General features: G+C 34.5%; 14 protein-coding genes. 13 read left to right on the top strand and 1 reads right to left on the bottom strand.

All coding sequences use genetic code 11. From position 1 onward, the window contains the following. The first annotated feature begins 7 nt into the window (after positions 1–7). The 6 genes from F1003_RS00070 (at position 8) to F1003_RS00045 (ending at position 5,753) form a co-directional block, all read left to right on the top strand. Entirely contained in the window at positions 8–1,420 is a 1,413-nt protein-coding gene (locus F1003_RS00070) for a S1C family serine protease (protein ID WP_155087162.1), read from the top strand. 139 nt (positions 1,421–1,559) lie between these two features. Continuing rightward, positions 1,560–3,008, top strand: coding sequence for a glyceraldehyde-3-phosphate dehydrogenase (locus F1003_RS00065; RefSeq protein WP_155087161.1), 1,449 nt, complete (start codon positions 1,560–1,562; stop codon positions 3,006–3,008). 152 nt (positions 3,009–3,160) lie between these two features. Continuing rightward, positions 3,161–3,679 (top strand): hypothetical protein, encoded by a 519-nt coding sequence (locus tag F1003_RS00060; RefSeq protein WP_155087160.1) that lies wholly within the window; start codon positions 3,161–3,163, stop codon positions 3,677–3,679. A gap of 5 nt (positions 3,680–3,684) precedes the next feature. After that, a complete protein-coding gene (locus F1003_RS00055) occupies positions 3,685–4,428 on the top strand; it encodes an LVIVD repeat-containing protein (RefSeq protein ID WP_155087159.1) in 744 nt (247 codons plus the stop codon). 133 nt (positions 4,429–4,561) lie between these two features. Next, positions 4,562–5,188, top strand: a complete 627-nt coding sequence (locus tag F1003_RS00050) for a tRNA (guanine-N1)-methyltransferase (RefSeq protein ID WP_155087158.1) — start codon at positions 4,562–4,564, stop codon at positions 5,186–5,188. Between the two features lie 127 nt (positions 5,189–5,315). After that, complete coding sequence (locus tag F1003_RS00045) at positions 5,316–5,753, top strand: GNAT family N-acetyltransferase (protein WP_155087157.1); 438 nt, start codon at positions 5,316–5,318, stop codon at positions 5,751–5,753. 108 nt (positions 5,754–5,861) lie between these two features. Here the strand turns inward: F1003_RS00045 and F1003_RS00040 are convergent, their stop codons facing one another. Next, positions 5,862–6,458: a hypothetical protein gene (locus tag F1003_RS00040; RefSeq protein ID WP_155087156.1), complete on the bottom strand. Its 597-nt coding sequence runs from the start codon at positions 6,456–6,458 to the stop codon at positions 5,862–5,864. 189 nt (positions 6,459–6,647) lie between these two features. Between F1003_RS00040 and trmD the strand changes: the two genes are divergently transcribed. The 7 genes from trmD to F1003_RS00005 all read left to right on the top strand — a co-directional run bounded on the left by trmD (position 6,648) and on the right by F1003_RS00005 (position 15,415). After that, on the top strand, positions 6,648–7,325 hold the full coding sequence (trmD, locus tag F1003_RS00035) for a tRNA (guanosine(37)-N1)-methyltransferase TrmD (RefSeq protein WP_155087155.1): 678 nt from the start codon (positions 6,648–6,650) through the stop codon (positions 7,323–7,325). 232 nt (positions 7,326–7,557) lie between these two features. Continuing rightward, a complete protein-coding gene (gene rplS / locus F1003_RS00030; protein WP_155087154.1) occupies positions 7,558–7,908 on the top strand; it encodes a 50S ribosomal protein L19 in 351 nt (116 codons plus the stop codon). A gap of 872 nt (positions 7,909–8,780) precedes the next feature. Continuing rightward, a complete protein-coding gene (locus F1003_RS00025; protein WP_155087153.1) occupies positions 8,781–11,000 on the top strand; it encodes an NADP-dependent isocitrate dehydrogenase in 2,220 nt (739 codons plus the stop codon). Between the two features lie 61 nt (positions 11,001–11,061). Next, positions 11,062–13,437 carry a TonB-dependent receptor gene (locus tag F1003_RS00020; RefSeq protein ID WP_155087152.1) on the top strand — a complete coding sequence of 792 codons (2,376 nt, stop codon included), beginning with the start codon at positions 11,062–11,064 and terminating at the stop codon, positions 13,435–13,437. Between the two features lie 3 nt (positions 13,438–13,440). Further along, positions 13,441–14,256: a DUF4249 domain-containing protein gene (locus tag F1003_RS00015; RefSeq protein WP_155087151.1), complete on the top strand. Its 816-nt coding sequence runs from the start codon at positions 13,441–13,443 to the stop codon at positions 14,254–14,256. Between the two features lie 123 nt (positions 14,257–14,379). After that, positions 14,380–15,192, top strand: coding sequence for an N-acetylmuramic acid 6-phosphate etherase (gene murQ / locus F1003_RS00010; protein ID WP_155087150.1), 813 nt, complete (start codon positions 14,380–14,382; stop codon positions 15,190–15,192). Continuing rightward, complete coding sequence (locus F1003_RS00005) at positions 15,179–15,415, top strand: DUF6095 family protein (RefSeq protein WP_155087292.1); 237 nt, start codon at positions 15,179–15,181, stop codon at positions 15,413–15,415. Before murQ ends, F1003_RS00005 begins: the two co-directional genes overlap by 14 nt. The last annotated feature ends 112 nt before the right edge of the window (positions 15,416–15,527 follow it).

Below are 15,527 nucleotides of genomic sequence, written 5' to 3'. Positions count from 1 at the left end.
TGAAATTATGAAGAAGATTCTAACTTTAGTATTCGTTTCGGCATTAGGTGGACTCCTGACTTTAGGAGGTTACAAGCTTTTTGTCGAACAAGAAGATAAGGAACAATTGGCCGTAGAACAGGTTTCTGATTTACCAATATATGTTCCAACAAATACAACTTTAAATAACTCACCTAACATAGCTCCGAATTTTGTCGAAGCTGCAGAAAAGTCAATTGACGCTGTAGTACACGTTAAAAATACGGCAATTGTATCTGCACCAATGACCATGCAAGATTTATTTTTTGGTCGCAATTCTCAGCGTGCACAAGTAGGTACTGGTAGTGGAGTAATTATTTCACCTACAGGATATATTGTTACCAATAATCATGTTATACAGAATGCCAACGAGATTAGCATTACTTTAAACAACAACAAGTCTTACATGGCGGAACTAATCGGTACTGATGAAGCTACTGACATTGCGCTTATTAAAATTGAAGCAGATGAAGATTTACCATTTATGGCATTTGGTGACTCCGACAGTGCAAAAATTGGCGAATGGGTCTTGGCTGTTGGTAATCCTTTTAACTTAAATTCTACCGTAACCGCAGGAATAATCAGTGCAAAATCTAGAGATTTAAGTGGTAGAAATCTTCAGTCTTTTATACAGACTGATGCTGCTGTAAATCCAGGAAACTCTGGTGGTGCTTTGGTTAATACCAATGGAGATTTAATTGGCATTAATACAGCTATTTCCTCTAGGGATGGTTCTTACATTGGCTACTCATTTGCTGTACCAAGCAACATAGCCCGAAAAATTGTGAACGATATCATGGAGTTTGGAAATGTTCAAAATGGAATTCTTGGCGTGCAAGGATTTTCATTAAATGGAAAATCAGCAGAACAAATAGGAACCGATATTACCGAAGGCTTTTATATTAGTGAAATTACAGAAGATACCGGAGCTGAGAAGGCCGGATTAAAATCTGGGGATATTATAAAAAAGATTGATGGAGTGGAAATTAATAAATTCTCTGACCTCTCTGGTTACTTAAAGACCAAAAGCCCAAACGACATTGTTGATGTTACATTAATTAGGGATGACAATGAAAAAGTGGTGCCTGTAACACTATTAAAGAATTCTATTCTAGAAATTCCTACAATTGGTACAGTTAAGAATATTCCGAAAAAAGAATTAAAAAAATATGACTTAGACTACGGGTTAAAACTGACCAAATTATCAGATTATCCAGAACTGGAATCCTATTGGAGAAAAAATGGAGTTGAAGAAGGCAGTATTGTCACCCAAATTAACGGTAAAAAATTATATTCGGTGGATGATGCTCAAAACGCACTTAGAACTCGAAAGTTTAATGACCCACTTCAAATTGAGGTCATTAATAAAGAAGGCGAAAAAGTAGTTTACAATTTCAGATAAATCAATCAAAAATTAAATCTGAAAAACCCTTTAAGGAAATATTCTTTAAAGGGTTTTTTATTTTCGGTAAAAAGCGTTACGAAAACGTTTGAAATATGTATTTTTGCGCAAAATTTAAAAACCACTAAACCAAAACAAAATGGGTTTTAACGACACTTACGAAAAAGAGTTAGCGTTTCAAGCAGACCGTCGCAGAGCAACGGTTGAGTTTATAAAAACTATAAGCGACCTTTGGTATGACAATTCTATTGAGCTTGTTTTATTCAGAAATCAATTAATTGATAGAAAGGTGAGCGAAATTTTAAACTTGCACGAGTATGCAGGTGAATTTGTTCAGAAGCCAATTTCTATTTTTGATTCTGTTGAGATTGCTCAAGCCATCAAAAAATTAAACTTACCACCAGCAAAGTTAGATATTGGTAAGTTAACATATGAATATCACTTAGAAGACCAAAAGTACGACAATGCCACAGCATTTGTTTCTGCCAAATTGGGAGAGGCAAAGAAAAGAAAAGCCATTGAACCAAAAGATGTTATACTTTATGGTTTTGGTAGAATTGGTCGCTTGGTAGCACGTGAGTTAATGACACGTACTGGCAAAGGCAATCAATTACGATTAAGAGCTATTGTAACACGTGGCGAAATCAATCAAACGGTTTTAGAGAAACGTGCTTCACTTTTAAAAAACGATTCTGTACACGGAGATTTCTCTGGTACCGTAAGTGTTGATGTAAAAAATAGCGCACTTATAATTAACGGAACTACGGTTAATATTATTTCAGCAAATGCGCCTGGAGATATCGATTACACCAAATATGGCATTGATAAAGCTTTAGTGATTGATAATACTGGAGCATTTAGGGACGAAGCAGCTTTAGGTAGACATCTAAAGGCTAAAGGTGTTAGTAAGGTTTTATTAACAGCACCAGGAAAAGGAGTACCAAATATTGTACATGGTGTAAACCACCTAGAGCACAATCCTGATAAAGTAGATATCTTTTCTGCTGCATCTTGTACAACAAACGCTATTACTCCAATCTTAAAAGCAGTCGAAGATTCATTTGGAGTAAAATCTGGTCACTTAGAGACGATTCATGCTTATACCAACGATCAAAACTTGGTGGATAACTTCCATAAAAAATACAGACGTGGTAGAGCTGCAGGTTTAAACATGGTTATTACCGAAACCGGAGCTGGAAGTGCTGTAAGCAAAGCTTTACCAACTTTAGAAGGTAAACTAACCTCTAACGCCATTAGAGTTCCTGTACCAAATGGATCATTGGCAATTCTAAATTTAGAATTAGAAAATGAAACTTCTGTTGATAGCATGAATACCATCATGAAAAAATATGCTCTTGAAGGAGACTTGGTAGAACAAATTAAATACGAAATGAGTGACGAGCTTGTGTCTAGTGACATTGTCGGAAGTTCTGCACCATCCATCTACGATAGTAAAGCAACAATTGTAAGAGGAGATGGTAAAAACGTTATATTATATATATGGTACGATAACGAATATGGTTACAGTCATCAGGTTATTAGACTTGCGAAATATATTTCTAAAGTAAGACGCTATGCTTACTATTAGATCTTTGTGAAAAAGAAAAAAGAAGAAAATCTTGTCTAACGGCAAGATTTTTTTTGTTTTATACGGAATGAATTTTGAAATTTACCTGGTATTCAACGCAACCATTTAGGAAAATTTGCATCTATTAAGAAACTAAACCTCTCAATTTAATTATGAAAAAATTCTTTTTGTTGCTCACGGTGACATCCACTTTACTTTTTCAGGCCTGTATTGGCTGGGGAAGTGATGATGCTGACGATATTGACCCCTTCCCTACTGGTTCTTATGAACCAGTGATTATGCAGCGCTCTGACTTTGAAGCTTCAACTATTCTAGAAAACACTCCAAGAACTATCGAAAACTCAGGTAAAATCTATGTTAAGGACAACTTCATTTTTGTTAATGAAGTGAATCAAGGATTTCATTTAATAAACAATACCGATCCTACAAATCCCATAAATATTGGTTTCATTAAAGTTTTAGGCTCTTCAGATTTAAGTATTAAAGAAGATGTGTTGTACGCCAATAATGCAACAGATTTAATAGCTTTTAAAATTGATGAAGCTACAGAAACGTTAACCATAACAAAGCGTTTAGAGAATGTATTTCCTCAGATATGGTCGCCAGAAGGTGTTATATATTATCCGATAGAGGACAATGAAGTTATTGTAGATTGGGAACTTATAAACTAACAGCGATGAGAAAAATATATACAACTGTAATTATAGCATTGGTCTTATTAGGCTGTAGCTCAGATAGCACATCGTCTAACGACACTAATACATTTTCGGAAACAGGACAAGGAGGCTCCTTGGCTCGATTTGCACTTTATGTGGACTATTTATATGTGGTGGATGACTCTAACCTTAATGTATTCAGCATTACGGACAGAGAAAATCCGGTACAGGTTAATACGGTACCAATTGGGTTTAATATAGAAACACTTTTTAATTACAAGAACTATCTTTATATGGGTTCTAGAAACGGTATGTACATTTATAATATTGACAATCCTGAAACACCAACTTATATGTCAGATGTGCAACACTTTACGGCTTGCGATCCCGTTGTTGCTAATGAAACCCATGCCTTTGTTACTTTACATACCAATATTGGCTGTGGTGTAAATATTAATGTCTTGGAAATTTATGATGTTACGGAAATCACCAATCCAGTATTAGTGTCCTCTAGAAACTTAACACGACCTATTGGCATTGGGCTCTATGGAGATTATTTATTTGTATGTGATGATGAAGTTAAAGTGTTTGATGTTTCAAACCCAGAAGAATCTGAACTAGTAACATCTCTTGACGTTAACAGTTTTGATGTCATCATTAACAATGGTATTTTAGTCTTAATAGGAGAAAACGGATTGTACCAATATAGTTTAGACAGTAGTGATATTACAAATATCAATCATTTAAGTACTATAAACATCTAAAAAGATATTCCTTTCGTATATAATTAGCCTCTAGGAAATGAGAGGCTATTTGTTAGGTAATTATTTATGATATGCACATAAATTCATTATCTTGGCACCTTAATTAATCTTATACAACCAAAATTATTTTAAGATGAAATTCTTAACCAAAGTCGCTGTAATTCTTATAGTTACATTTAGCCTACAATCTGTAAATGGACAAACGAACAATAATGATGCTGAAGAACAGCTATCATTAAACAGCGGTAATATAGATAGCCAGTTTGAGTATGTTTTTAGAAAGTCTGGAAATTTTAAAGGCACAAACGGCCAACCTTACGAAGCCGTTAAACAGGCTTGGCTTTTAAAACTAAAAGCTAACGTATTGGATTCCCTAAAGACAACCTATAAAGAATTAGAGAATTCTGAAAATACCGTTGCTAATCAGGCCAAAGAAATTGTAGACCTACAAGCAAAGCTTGGCAACACACAAACCACGTTAAACCAAACCAACGAAGAAAAAAACAATATGGCATTATTGGGAATGCAGACCAGCAAAACCAATTACAATATTATTATGTGGACGATAATTGCTGCACTTACAGCATTCTTACTATTCTTTATTTATAAGTTTAAAGGCAGTAACTCTGCAACGCGAGAAGCTAAACATAAACTCGAAGAAGTAGAGACTGAGTTTGAAGAGCACAGACGAAATGCTTTAGAGCGCGAGCAAAAGGTAAGGCGTCAACTTCAAGACGAGATCAATAAGAATAAGGCATAATATACTGTCACACTCAGCGCACGCGTGTCGGTGAAGCTCAAATGTAAGAACAGTCGAAATGCAAATGAAATTAAATCACTAATAAAACTATATTTTAAATCCGTAATTTTAATTGCGGATTTTTTTTATGAACATAATTAAAGCACATATAGACCACTTAGAAGATTTAGTGCCATTGTTTAATAGCTACAGAATATTCTATAAGCAAGCTTCAGACGAAGTAGGTGCACGTCAATTTTTAATAAAGCGTTTTAAAAATCAAGACTCAATAATTTTTATGGCTTATATAGATTCTAAGGCTGTTGGTTTTATACAACTCTATCCACTGCTCTCTTCTGTATCCATACAACCCATGTTTTTACTCAACGATCTATTTATAGACGCTAATTACAGAGGACAAGGCATTGGTGAAGCCCTAATAAACAAAGCCAAACAACTTTGTATTTCTCAAAACAACAAAGGTTTAGCCATACAAACGGCGCACGATAATCCTGCACAAAATTTGTATAAAAGATTAGGGTTTGAAGCAGATACTGACTTACATTTTTTTTGGACGAACAGGTAGAGATTGAAGGTTATTTACAATACTATATATTGTTGCCAGAGAAAAAATCAATATAAAAAATATAGGCCAGAATTTTTATTCTGGCCTATATTTTTTATGTTAGTTGAACTAAAACACACCTCCACTTGAAGTGCAGCTTGATGTATTAAACTCATCATACATAGCCCAGCTATTTCCGGAAAACTGCTGCCCTTCGGCCCAAGCAGTTTCGCCACCATTAGGCCCTTGTACTTCAGCATGTGCAGAAAAACAATAATCTTCATTCTCATCACCTTCTGGTAAAGGAATTATATAAACAACTTCATTATCTGTTATAGATGTAGGTTCGGTGAATTCAAATTGTCCAATCTGGGGATTTCCAGAACCTGTTAAAGGCACCCAATCATCATCACAACTACCAATGCTTAAATGCGTTGTTCCAATCTCCCAATCCTCTGTAACCGCATAGGTAACAATTAGGTTGCCATCCACTATATCAATAGTTACTGAACCCGCTTCGTAATGTTGTCCTGCCATAAGACTGGTGTTTACACAATGCTCTTCATTTAAACCCGAATCAGAAGAACCATTGTCCATAGAAGTGTTTTCTCTTGTTTCGTCCAATACATTTTCAGTATCAGCACTAAAATCTGAAATAGGTTCATTAGAACATGCTAAAACTGATAGCATCAATAAGAGTGAAAGTAGTTTATTTGTAGTTTTCATAAGTAGGTATAATTTATTGGTCGTTCAATAAAGTTAACATATACCATAGCTTAAAGTAAAATTTATTCGCCATAAGACCTATTATTTTAAATAATTGAAGTTTTTACTTACAATATAAAACAGCATAACGATTTCAGAATATTTAAGTTATAGTATTTAATCTATCTTTGTAACCCTTAAAGTATAGCAATGCGCATAGACATTATCACCGTATTACCAGAACTTTTAAAAAGTCCGTTTGAGGCATCCATTCTTAAACGTGCTATTGATGCTGGTTTGGTAGAAGTTCACTTTCATAACCTCAGGGATTATACAACCGACAACTATAAATCAGTTGACGATTACCAATTTGGTGGCGGTGCTGGTATGGTAATGATGATAGAACCCATCGATAAATGTATTTCTGGTTTACAAAAAGAACGTAATTACGATGACATTATTTATATGACGCCAGATGGTGAACGTCTTAACCAAAGTATTGCCAACCAAGTATCATTAAAAGAGAATATCATTATTCTTTGTGGTCATTATAAAGGTGTGGATCAACGTGTACGTGATAAATTTATTACCAGGGAAATTTCAATTGGCGATTATGTGTTGTCTGGAGGTGAGTTGGGAGCTGCCGTTTTATGTGATGCAGTAATAAGGTTAATCCCTGGTGTATTGGGCAATGAGACCTCTGCCCTAACCGATTCGTTTCAGGATAATTTATTGGCACCACCAATCTATACCAGGCCCAGAGAATATAAAGGTATGAAGGTCCCAGAAGTGTTATTCAGTGGTAATTTTGGAGAAATAGAAAAATGGCGCGAAGAGCAAGCCTATAAAAGAACTCAAGAACGACGACCAGATCTTTTGGATGATTAATTACGAATGACTATTGATGAATAATAAGTGATAAATAATGATTAATGGGCAAAACCTATCACCGAATAAACAAATAAACGACTCCACAAATAAACACCTATACAGCAATAAAAAACTTTTCACTTTGTACTTTTTACTTTGTACTTTTTAACTATATTTGCACCCACTTTAGATTAACCTCTGGCGAAAATCGTGAATGTTGGTATAAAGCAACCATTATAAAAGAGAAAACATGGATTCTTTAGTAAAATTTGTACAAGACGAATTTGTAACCAGAAAAGATATTCCAAACTTTAGCGCAGGTGATACAATTACCGTGTATTACGAGATTAAAGAAGGAAGTAAAACACGTACACAGTTCTTTAAAGGTGTAGTATTACAACGTAAAGGAACAGGAACTTCAGAAACTTTTACCATCCGTAAAATGTCAGGAACAATTGGTGTAGAGCGTATCTTCCCAATTAACTTGCCAGCTTTACAGAAAATCGAAGTCAACAAAAGAGGTAAAGTACGTAGAGCACGTATATTCTACTTTAGAGGTCTTACTGGTAAAAAAGCAAGAATTAAGGAAGTTAGAAAATAATCTAACACACATATTACAGAGAAAGCCTTCAAAATTGAAGGCTTTTTTTGTTATTAACTTTTGTTAATAAGTTCGGTTTATAAGTTGTGCATATCTAACTGCTAAAATAATTTGTACATTCACAATATAAATATACTTTAGCTGAACAATTAACAACAAACTCAGTTTGGTTTTAAAAGAAATTTTGAATTTATGTTAAATTGTAATAAAGTAACGTTCTTTATATATTGAGATTGTTTTTTGAGGTTAGTGAGCTGCTTGTGTAGGCAAGTGCTGTGTAACTAGCCAAGAAGCTTTGGTATTATAATATACTTTGTAGATTATAAACTTTAAGTGGAAAGCTTTGAAGAAGTAACGGAATCGAAAGTGAACGCGAAAAGGATGAGCAATGTTTTTAGACGTAACAAACACGCAAGTGAATGGTAAAAAAGAAAACATCAAGAAAAACAAGTCTTAAGAAACAAAGTAGTATCAAGTCAATACATTTTGAAAGATATGAAACGTTTCACCGAAACAGCAACGCTTGAACTGAAAAGGATGATGGCGAAAGCCATACAGCTGAGTTAGTGTAATACTAAATAAGTCGTAGTAGTACTGTTTCAAAGAGAAGCCATGTCAGCGCAGTTTTCTGTAGTGATATGGCTTTTTGTTTTATAGTGCATTCTTTGTATTGGTCCAATCAATCACTAGCGCTATAACCCCTTCAATATTTGGATTAAGTGTGGATTTTCATTTTTCATTACAATTTTTATTAAATCCTCAACAATTTCAGAAAGCTCTTATCAATCTCATACCAACAAAACGCTACTGTTTTTGTATATTTGCACAGCTTAAAATTAAGCACAGCACAATCATTTTATTTTTAACGACCTATGACCAAAACAGCAAAGATTGTTTATACAAAAACAGACGAAGCACCAGCTTTAGCAACTCGTTCTTTTTTACCAATTGTTCAATCCTTTACAAAATCTTCAGGAATAACTCTAGAAATCAAAGACATCTCTTTGGCAGCTAGAATTTTAGCTGTTTTTCCAGATTATTTAACTGATGAACAAAAAGTTCCTAATGCTTTAGAAGAGTTAGGTGAATTGGCTAAAAAGCCAGAAGCGAATATTATTAAATTACCCAATATTAGTGCTTCTATTCCTCAGTTGACTGATGCCATTGAAGAATTACAATCTAAGGGCTATAAACTTCCTGATTATCCTGAAGATCCAAAAAGTGATACTGAGAAAGAGATTAAATCGCGCTATGATAAAGTTAAAGGTAGTGCAGTAAATCCGGTTTTAAGAGAAGGTAACTCAGACAGACGTGCACCAAAAGCTGTTAAAAATTATGCCAAGAATAACCCACACAGTATGGGAGCTTGGTCTTCTAACTCTAAAACGCACGTAGCTACAATGAGTGAAGGTGATTTTGCTCATAACGAAAAGTCTGTTACTATTGATAATGCTACTACTGTAAAAATCGTTCACACAGATAGTGACGGCAACCAAACTGTATTAAAAGACAATTTGGCTTTACAGGCTAAAGAGATTGTAGATGCCACAGTAATGAACAAAAAAGCATTATTAAGTTTCTTAGAAAGAGAAATCAAAGATGCTAAGTCTCAAGATGTTTTAATGTCATTACACATGAAAGCGACCATGATGAAGGTTTCTGACCCTATCATCTTTGGTCATGCCGTGAAAACATATTTTAAACCTGTTTTTGAAAAACATGCTGCAACGTTTGAAGATATAGGTGTTGATGTTAATAATGGTTTCGGAAACTTATTGGATAATCTAGAGGAACTGCCACAAGCTAAACGTGAAGAAATAGAAGCAGATATTGATGCTGCTTTTAACCAAGGTCCAGATTTGGCCATGGTGAATTCAGATAAAGGGATCACCAACCTTCATGTACCAAGTGACATTATCATAGATGCATCAATGCCAGCGATGATTCGTACTTCTGGTCAGATGTGGAACAAAGAAGGTAAACAACAAGACACTAAAGCTATTATACCAGATAGTAGTTATGCAGGTGTTTACATTGCTACTATAGATTTTTGTAAAAAGCATGGTGCTTTTGATCCTACTACAATGGGTACAGTACCAAATGTTGGTCTTATGGCTCAAAAAGCTGAAGAATATGGGTCGCACGATAAAACTTTTGAAATTGCTTCTAACGGAAAGGTTGAAGTGATTAATGCAGATGGAAATGTTTTAACAAGTCATGCTGTTGAAACTGGAGATATCTGGAGAATGTGCCAAGTAAAGGATGCACCTGTACAAGACTGGGTAAAATTAGCTGTTACACGCGCTAGAGCTTCTAAAACACCTGCTGTTTTCTGGTTGGATAAAAACAGAGCTCATGATGCTGAATTGATTAAAAAAGTAAATCAGTATTTACCTAACCACGATACCAGTAATTTAGATATTAGAATTTTATCTCCTATCGAGGCTACTGAATTTACCTTAGAACGTGTAAAAGCCGGAAAAGACACAATTTCAGTAACAGGAAACGTATTGAGAGACTACCTTACGGATTTATTTCCAATTTTAGAATTGGGTACCAGTGCCAAAATGCTTTCCATTGTACCATTAATGAATGGTGGTGGACTATTTGAAACTGGTGCTGGTGGATCTGCACCTAAGCACGTTCAGCAATTTGTTGAAGAAAACCATTTGCGTTGGGACTCATTAGGTGAGTTTTTAGCTTTGGCAGTTTCACTAGACCATTATGCTGAAGTTAACAATAACGAAAAAGCAAGAATTCTTGGTGAAGCCCTAGATGATGCTACCGAAAAACTACTTCAAAATAAAAAAGGCCCATCTCGAAAAGTAAACGAACTAGATAATAGAGGTAGTCATTTTTATCTGGCAATGTACTGGGCGGAAGCGTTAGCAAACCAAGATAAAGATTTAGACCTAAAACATGAGTTCACTAAGATATTTAGGGATTTACAAGCACACGAAGCCAAAATTTTAGATGAATTAATCACTATACAAGGCGTGTCCGTAGATATTGATGGCTACTACTACCCTAATGAGGTATTAGTAAGTAATGCCATGCGACCAAGCAATACATTAAATTCTATTATAAACTAAAGTTAAAAAAGCTTCATTCAAAATGAAGCTTTTTTATTTTTATGGTGTCCAAATATTTATCATGAACGGTAGAATTGCCAAAACTTTTTTCGTTTTAATCTTCTTTTCCCTTTTACTTTCAGCACAAGAAAGATTTACTCTTAGTGGAACCATCACGGACTCCGATAGTAACGAAACTCTTATAGGTGTTAATATCATCGTGCCAAAAATTCAATCAGGTACTATGACCAATGAATATGGCTTCTACTCTATTACATTACCAGAGGGCAGTTATGAAATTCAGATTAGCTATCTCGGTTATAAGACGATTTCAGAAACTATTATACTCAATAAAGACATCACCAAAAACTTTAAACTTTTAGAATCTGCCGAAAGTCTCGATGAGGTTGTAATTAAAGAAGATGTTGAAAAACTGAATATTAAAAAGCCTCAAATGAGTGTTAACGCACTCTCTATAAACACCATAAAACAAATGCCCGTCGTGCTTGGAGAGGTTGACGTTATAAAGTCCATAACCCTATTGCCTGGTGTTACCAATGCTGGTGAAGGCTCTTCTGGATTCAATGTTAGAGGAGGCGCTGCAGACCAAAACCTTATTCTTTTAGATGAAGCTACAATTTTTAATTCTTCGCACTTATTTGGCTTCTTTTCAGTTTTTAATCCAGATGCTATAAAGGACATAAAATTGTATAAAGGTGGAATTCCCGCAAAATATGGAGGACGCGTATCTTCAGTCTTGGATATTTATCAAAAGGAAGGTAACAGTAGTGAATTTCACATGAATGGTGGAGTTGGACTAATATCAAGTCGGTTGTTGGCAGAAGGTCCCATAAAAAAAGACAAAGGTTCCTTTTTAATTGGTGGTCGAAGTAGTTATGCTCATTTATTCTTACCACTATTCGATTTAGACAACATTACCTACTTCTACGATCTCAACACAAAATTGAGCTACAAATTCAATCAAAATAACAGCATTTACCTTTCCGGTTATTTTGGACGTGATGTCTTTGAATTAGCGAATAGTTTCGCAAACACCTATGGAAATACGGTTTTAAATTTTAGGTGGAATCATTTGTTTTCAGATAAAATATTTTCAAACTTATCACTCATCTATTCAGATTACTATTATGGATTAGAACTCACGTTTGTGGAATTTGACTGGGAGTCTGGTATCAGAAATTTTAACCTTAAATACGATTTTAAACACTACATCAATAACAACTTTAAGCTTGAATATGGTTTAAATAGTATTTATTATAAATTCAACCCAGGAGAGATAAATCCTACTACTGAAACTTCTGGTATTAATCCTTTTAAACTCATAGACAAATATGCTTTTGAGAATGCGCTTTATCTTGATGCTGAGCATAAACTAAACAATAAATTATCGGTGAGTTATGGTGCACGTTTTAGTACATTTCATCGTTTAGGCCAAGATGAATTAAATGTATATGAAAATGACAATCCTGTAATTTACAATGAAGATATTGGGATTTACGAAAAAGCTGAACCCATTGACACAGAAACATTTAAGAGAAGCGACGTCATTGAATCCTTTTCGAATATAGAACCTAGGGTTTCAATCGCATACCAACTTACTGACAATTCATCTGTAAAAGCGAGCTATAACCGTATGAATCAGTATTTACATTTGTTGTCTAACACTAGCTCACCTACTCCATTAGATGTTTGGACACCCAGTGGCAAATATGTAAAACCTCAGATGTTAGATCAGGTGGCGCTGGGATACTTCAAATCATTTGAAGATAATTTGTTTTCGTTAGAAGTTGAAACATTCTACAAAAAAATAAAAAACAGAATTGACTATATAGACGGTGCAGACCTTATTGCGAACAATGCCATAGAACAAGTTATTTTAAACGGAGAAGCAAGAGCCTACGGACTCGAAATTCTATTAAGAAAAAATGAGGGTAAATTAAAAGGATGGCTAGCCTATACACTATCTAAATCCGAACAAAAAACACCAGGCAGAACGGCAGTTGAGTCTGGAATAAATAATGGTGATTGGTATAATACAGCCTTTGATAAAACTCATGATGTATCATTAACAGCAAATTACGAACTCAATAAAAAATGGACATTCAGCTCTAACTTTTTATTTCAAACAGGCCAACCAGCGACATTCCCTAATGGTCAGTATGCTTATAATGGTATTGTTATACCTAGTTATGAATCTAGAAACTCTAGTAGATTACCATCATATCATCGATTAGATATTGCTGTAAACTATAACCCAAAACCAGAAAGTGAGAAGGAATTTAAAGGGGAATGGGTATTTGGGATTTATAATATTTATAACCGCAGGAATGCGGCGAGTATTTCATTTCGTGAAAATAGAATAACCGGAACTAACGAAGCTGTTAGGCTTGCCATTTTTGGTATTGTTCCTTCTGTTTCTTATAATTTTAAATTTTAGCCCATGAAAAGGATATTTTACATAGTAGCGATATTAACCTTTTGCCTTGGATGCGAAGACGTTATTGATATAGACCTCAATGAAGCTGAGCCAAGATTAATTATAGAAGCTTCAATTAACTGGTTTAAAGATACAGCAGGCAATGAGCAAAGCATAAAATTAAGTTTATCTGCTCCGTTCTTTGATGAAAATGTTGTGCCAGCCAATGGTGCAACGGTCGTTATTACGGACGAGAACAACAATGTTTTTAGTTTTACAGAAGATAATGATACAGGTATTTACCTAAATAATACTTTTATTCCTGTAATAGATGGAATTTACACACTTACAGTCAATTATAATAATGAAATTTATACAGCAACCGAAACCTTAAAATCTGTAACGCCAATTGATTATATTGAACAAAACAATGACGGAGGCTTTACAGGAGAGGATATTGAACTTAAAGCGTATTATACGGATCCGGAAAATGAAGATAATTATTATTTTTTCGAGTTTATAAGTGACATTTCGGTTGTTCCAACTCTAGAAGTTTATGATGATGAATTTACAAACGGAAATCAAATTTTTGGATATTACACGGAAGAAGATCTTGAAGCAGGAGACGTAGTTACCATTCGTAATTATGGGGTTTCAGAACGTTTTTATGAGTTTATGTTCATATTATTACAACAAAGTAGCGATGAAGGAGATGGCCCTTTTGAAACACAACCTGCAACCGTGAGAGGTAATTGTATTAATGAAACAGATCCAGATAATTACCCATTTGGATATTTTAGACTGTCAGAAGTAGATGAAATTATTTATACAGTAGAGTAAAATAGTTATGGCGTTACCCAAGGGTCGCGTCATTCGCTATATCTCTAACGGTGAACCGTTAGAGGATGCCGCTTTTACCGCTAACGCACACCTACACATAAAACTTTTTCCTACCTTTATACTATGGATTTTATAAAAACAACAGAGCAAGATTCCAACTATAATAATCTCGAAAAAATGACAATTAATGAGATTATATCCAATATAAATAAAGAGGATAAAACGGTTCCTTTGGCAGTAGAAAAAGCATTACCGCAAATTGAGGCTTTAATAGACCAAGTGGTAACAAAACTTAAGCAAGGTGGACGACTATTTTATATTGGCGCTGGAACAAGTGGCCGATTAGGAATACTGGACGCATCAGAGTGTCCTCCAACCTTTGGAGTTTCCCATAATCTGGTCATTGGTTTGATTGCAGGAGGAGATAGCGCCATTAGAAAAGCTGTAGAAAATGCTGAAGACTCTACATTACAAGGTTGGCAAAATTTACAAGATTACAATGTATCAACTAAAGATATAGTGATTGGTATTGCAGCTTCAGGCACAACCCCCTATGTTGTACACGCTTTAAAAAAATGTAATGAAGAAAGCATTATTACTGGTTGCATTACTTGCAATAAAAATAGCCCTTTGAGCTTAGTAGCTCAATTTCCTATAGAAGTTATTGTTGGTCCAGAGTTTTTAACTGGAAGTTCTAGAATGAAAGCTGGTACGGCTCAAAAACTCGTATTGAATATGATTACTACTACTACCATGATTCAATTAAAAAAAGTTAAAGGGAATAAAATGGTAGATATGCAATTAAGCAATAATAAATTAGTAGACAGAGGTATTAAAATGATTATGAACGAATTAAATGTTTCTCAAGAAGAAGCCTCAAAATTACTTCAAGAGCATAAAAGTGTTAGACAAAGTATCATTTATGGACGAAAATAACAGAACAGACAAAGAAATATTGACCAAAGGTATCAGGCAAATGGCTTTATGCCTTTTATTAATGTTTTTAGGGCCATTTATGATGCATATTGCATTTTCCAATCAAGAAAAATCACTATATATACCTATACTTATTGTTGCTGCAATCCTTTGTGCATCTGCTATTTACTTTCTTTTCAAAGGCCTTAATACTATTTTGGATAGTATATTTAAGAAGAAGTAGCACTTCTATTTTCTACTAATTTTAAAAATCGACAACTCTATAAACGAAAAAAATCCCGATTCTAACAATAAGAATCGGGATTCAAAAAAGGCGGCGACCTACTCTTCCACAG

The organism is Winogradskyella ouciana, assembly GCF_009709615.1.
GTDB classification, from domain to species: Bacteria; Bacteroidota; Bacteroidia; order Flavobacteriales; family Flavobacteriaceae; genus Winogradskyella; species Winogradskyella ouciana.
Note: the sequence above shows the minus strand (reverse complement) of the source record. Positions and strands in the feature narration are given on the sequence as shown.

What these genes read in the sequence shown, in the direction of transcription:
- F1003_RS00070 (WP_155087162.1), top strand. Translation starts at nt 8, where the DNA reads ATGAAGAAGATTCTAACTTTAGTATTCGTTTCGGCATTAGGTGGACTC.
- F1003_RS00005 (WP_155087292.1), top strand. Translation starts at nt 15,179, where the DNA reads ATGGACGAAAATAACAGAACAGACAAAGAAATATTGACCAAAGGTATC.
- F1003_RS00055 (WP_155087159.1), top strand. Translation starts at nt 3,685, where the DNA reads ATGAGAAAAATATATACAACTGTAATTATAGCATTGGTCTTATTAGGC.
- F1003_RS00060 (WP_155087160.1), top strand. Translation starts at nt 3,161, where the DNA reads ATGAAAAAATTCTTTTTGTTGCTCACGGTGACATCCACTTTACTTTTT.
- murQ (WP_155087150.1), top strand. Translation starts at nt 14,380, where the DNA reads ATGGATTTTATAAAAACAACAGAGCAAGATTCCAACTATAATAATCTC.
- F1003_RS00050 (WP_155087158.1), top strand. Translation starts at nt 4,562, where the DNA reads ATGAAATTCTTAACCAAAGTCGCTGTAATTCTTATAGTTACATTTAGC.
- F1003_RS00040 (WP_155087156.1), bottom strand. Translation starts at nt 6,458, where the DNA reads ATGAAAACTACAAATAAACTACTTTCACTCTTATTGATGCTATCAGTT.
- rplS (WP_155087154.1), top strand. Translation starts at nt 7,558, where the DNA reads ATGGATTCTTTAGTAAAATTTGTACAAGACGAATTTGTAACCAGAAAA.
- F1003_RS00020 (WP_155087152.1), top strand. Translation starts at nt 11,062, where the DNA reads ATGAACGGTAGAATTGCCAAAACTTTTTTCGTTTTAATCTTCTTTTCC.
- F1003_RS00045 (WP_155087157.1), top strand. Translation starts at nt 5,316, where the DNA reads ATGAACATAATTAAAGCACATATAGACCACTTAGAAGATTTAGTGCCA.
- F1003_RS00065 (WP_155087161.1), top strand. Translation starts at nt 1,560, where the DNA reads ATGGGTTTTAACGACACTTACGAAAAAGAGTTAGCGTTTCAAGCAGAC.
- F1003_RS00025 (WP_155087153.1), top strand. Translation starts at nt 8,781, where the DNA reads ATGACCAAAACAGCAAAGATTGTTTATACAAAAACAGACGAAGCACCA.
- F1003_RS00015 (WP_155087151.1), top strand. Translation starts at nt 13,441, where the DNA reads ATGAAAAGGATATTTTACATAGTAGCGATATTAACCTTTTGCCTTGGA.
- trmD (WP_155087155.1), top strand. Translation starts at nt 6,648, where the DNA reads ATGCGCATAGACATTATCACCGTATTACCAGAACTTTTAAAAAGTCCG.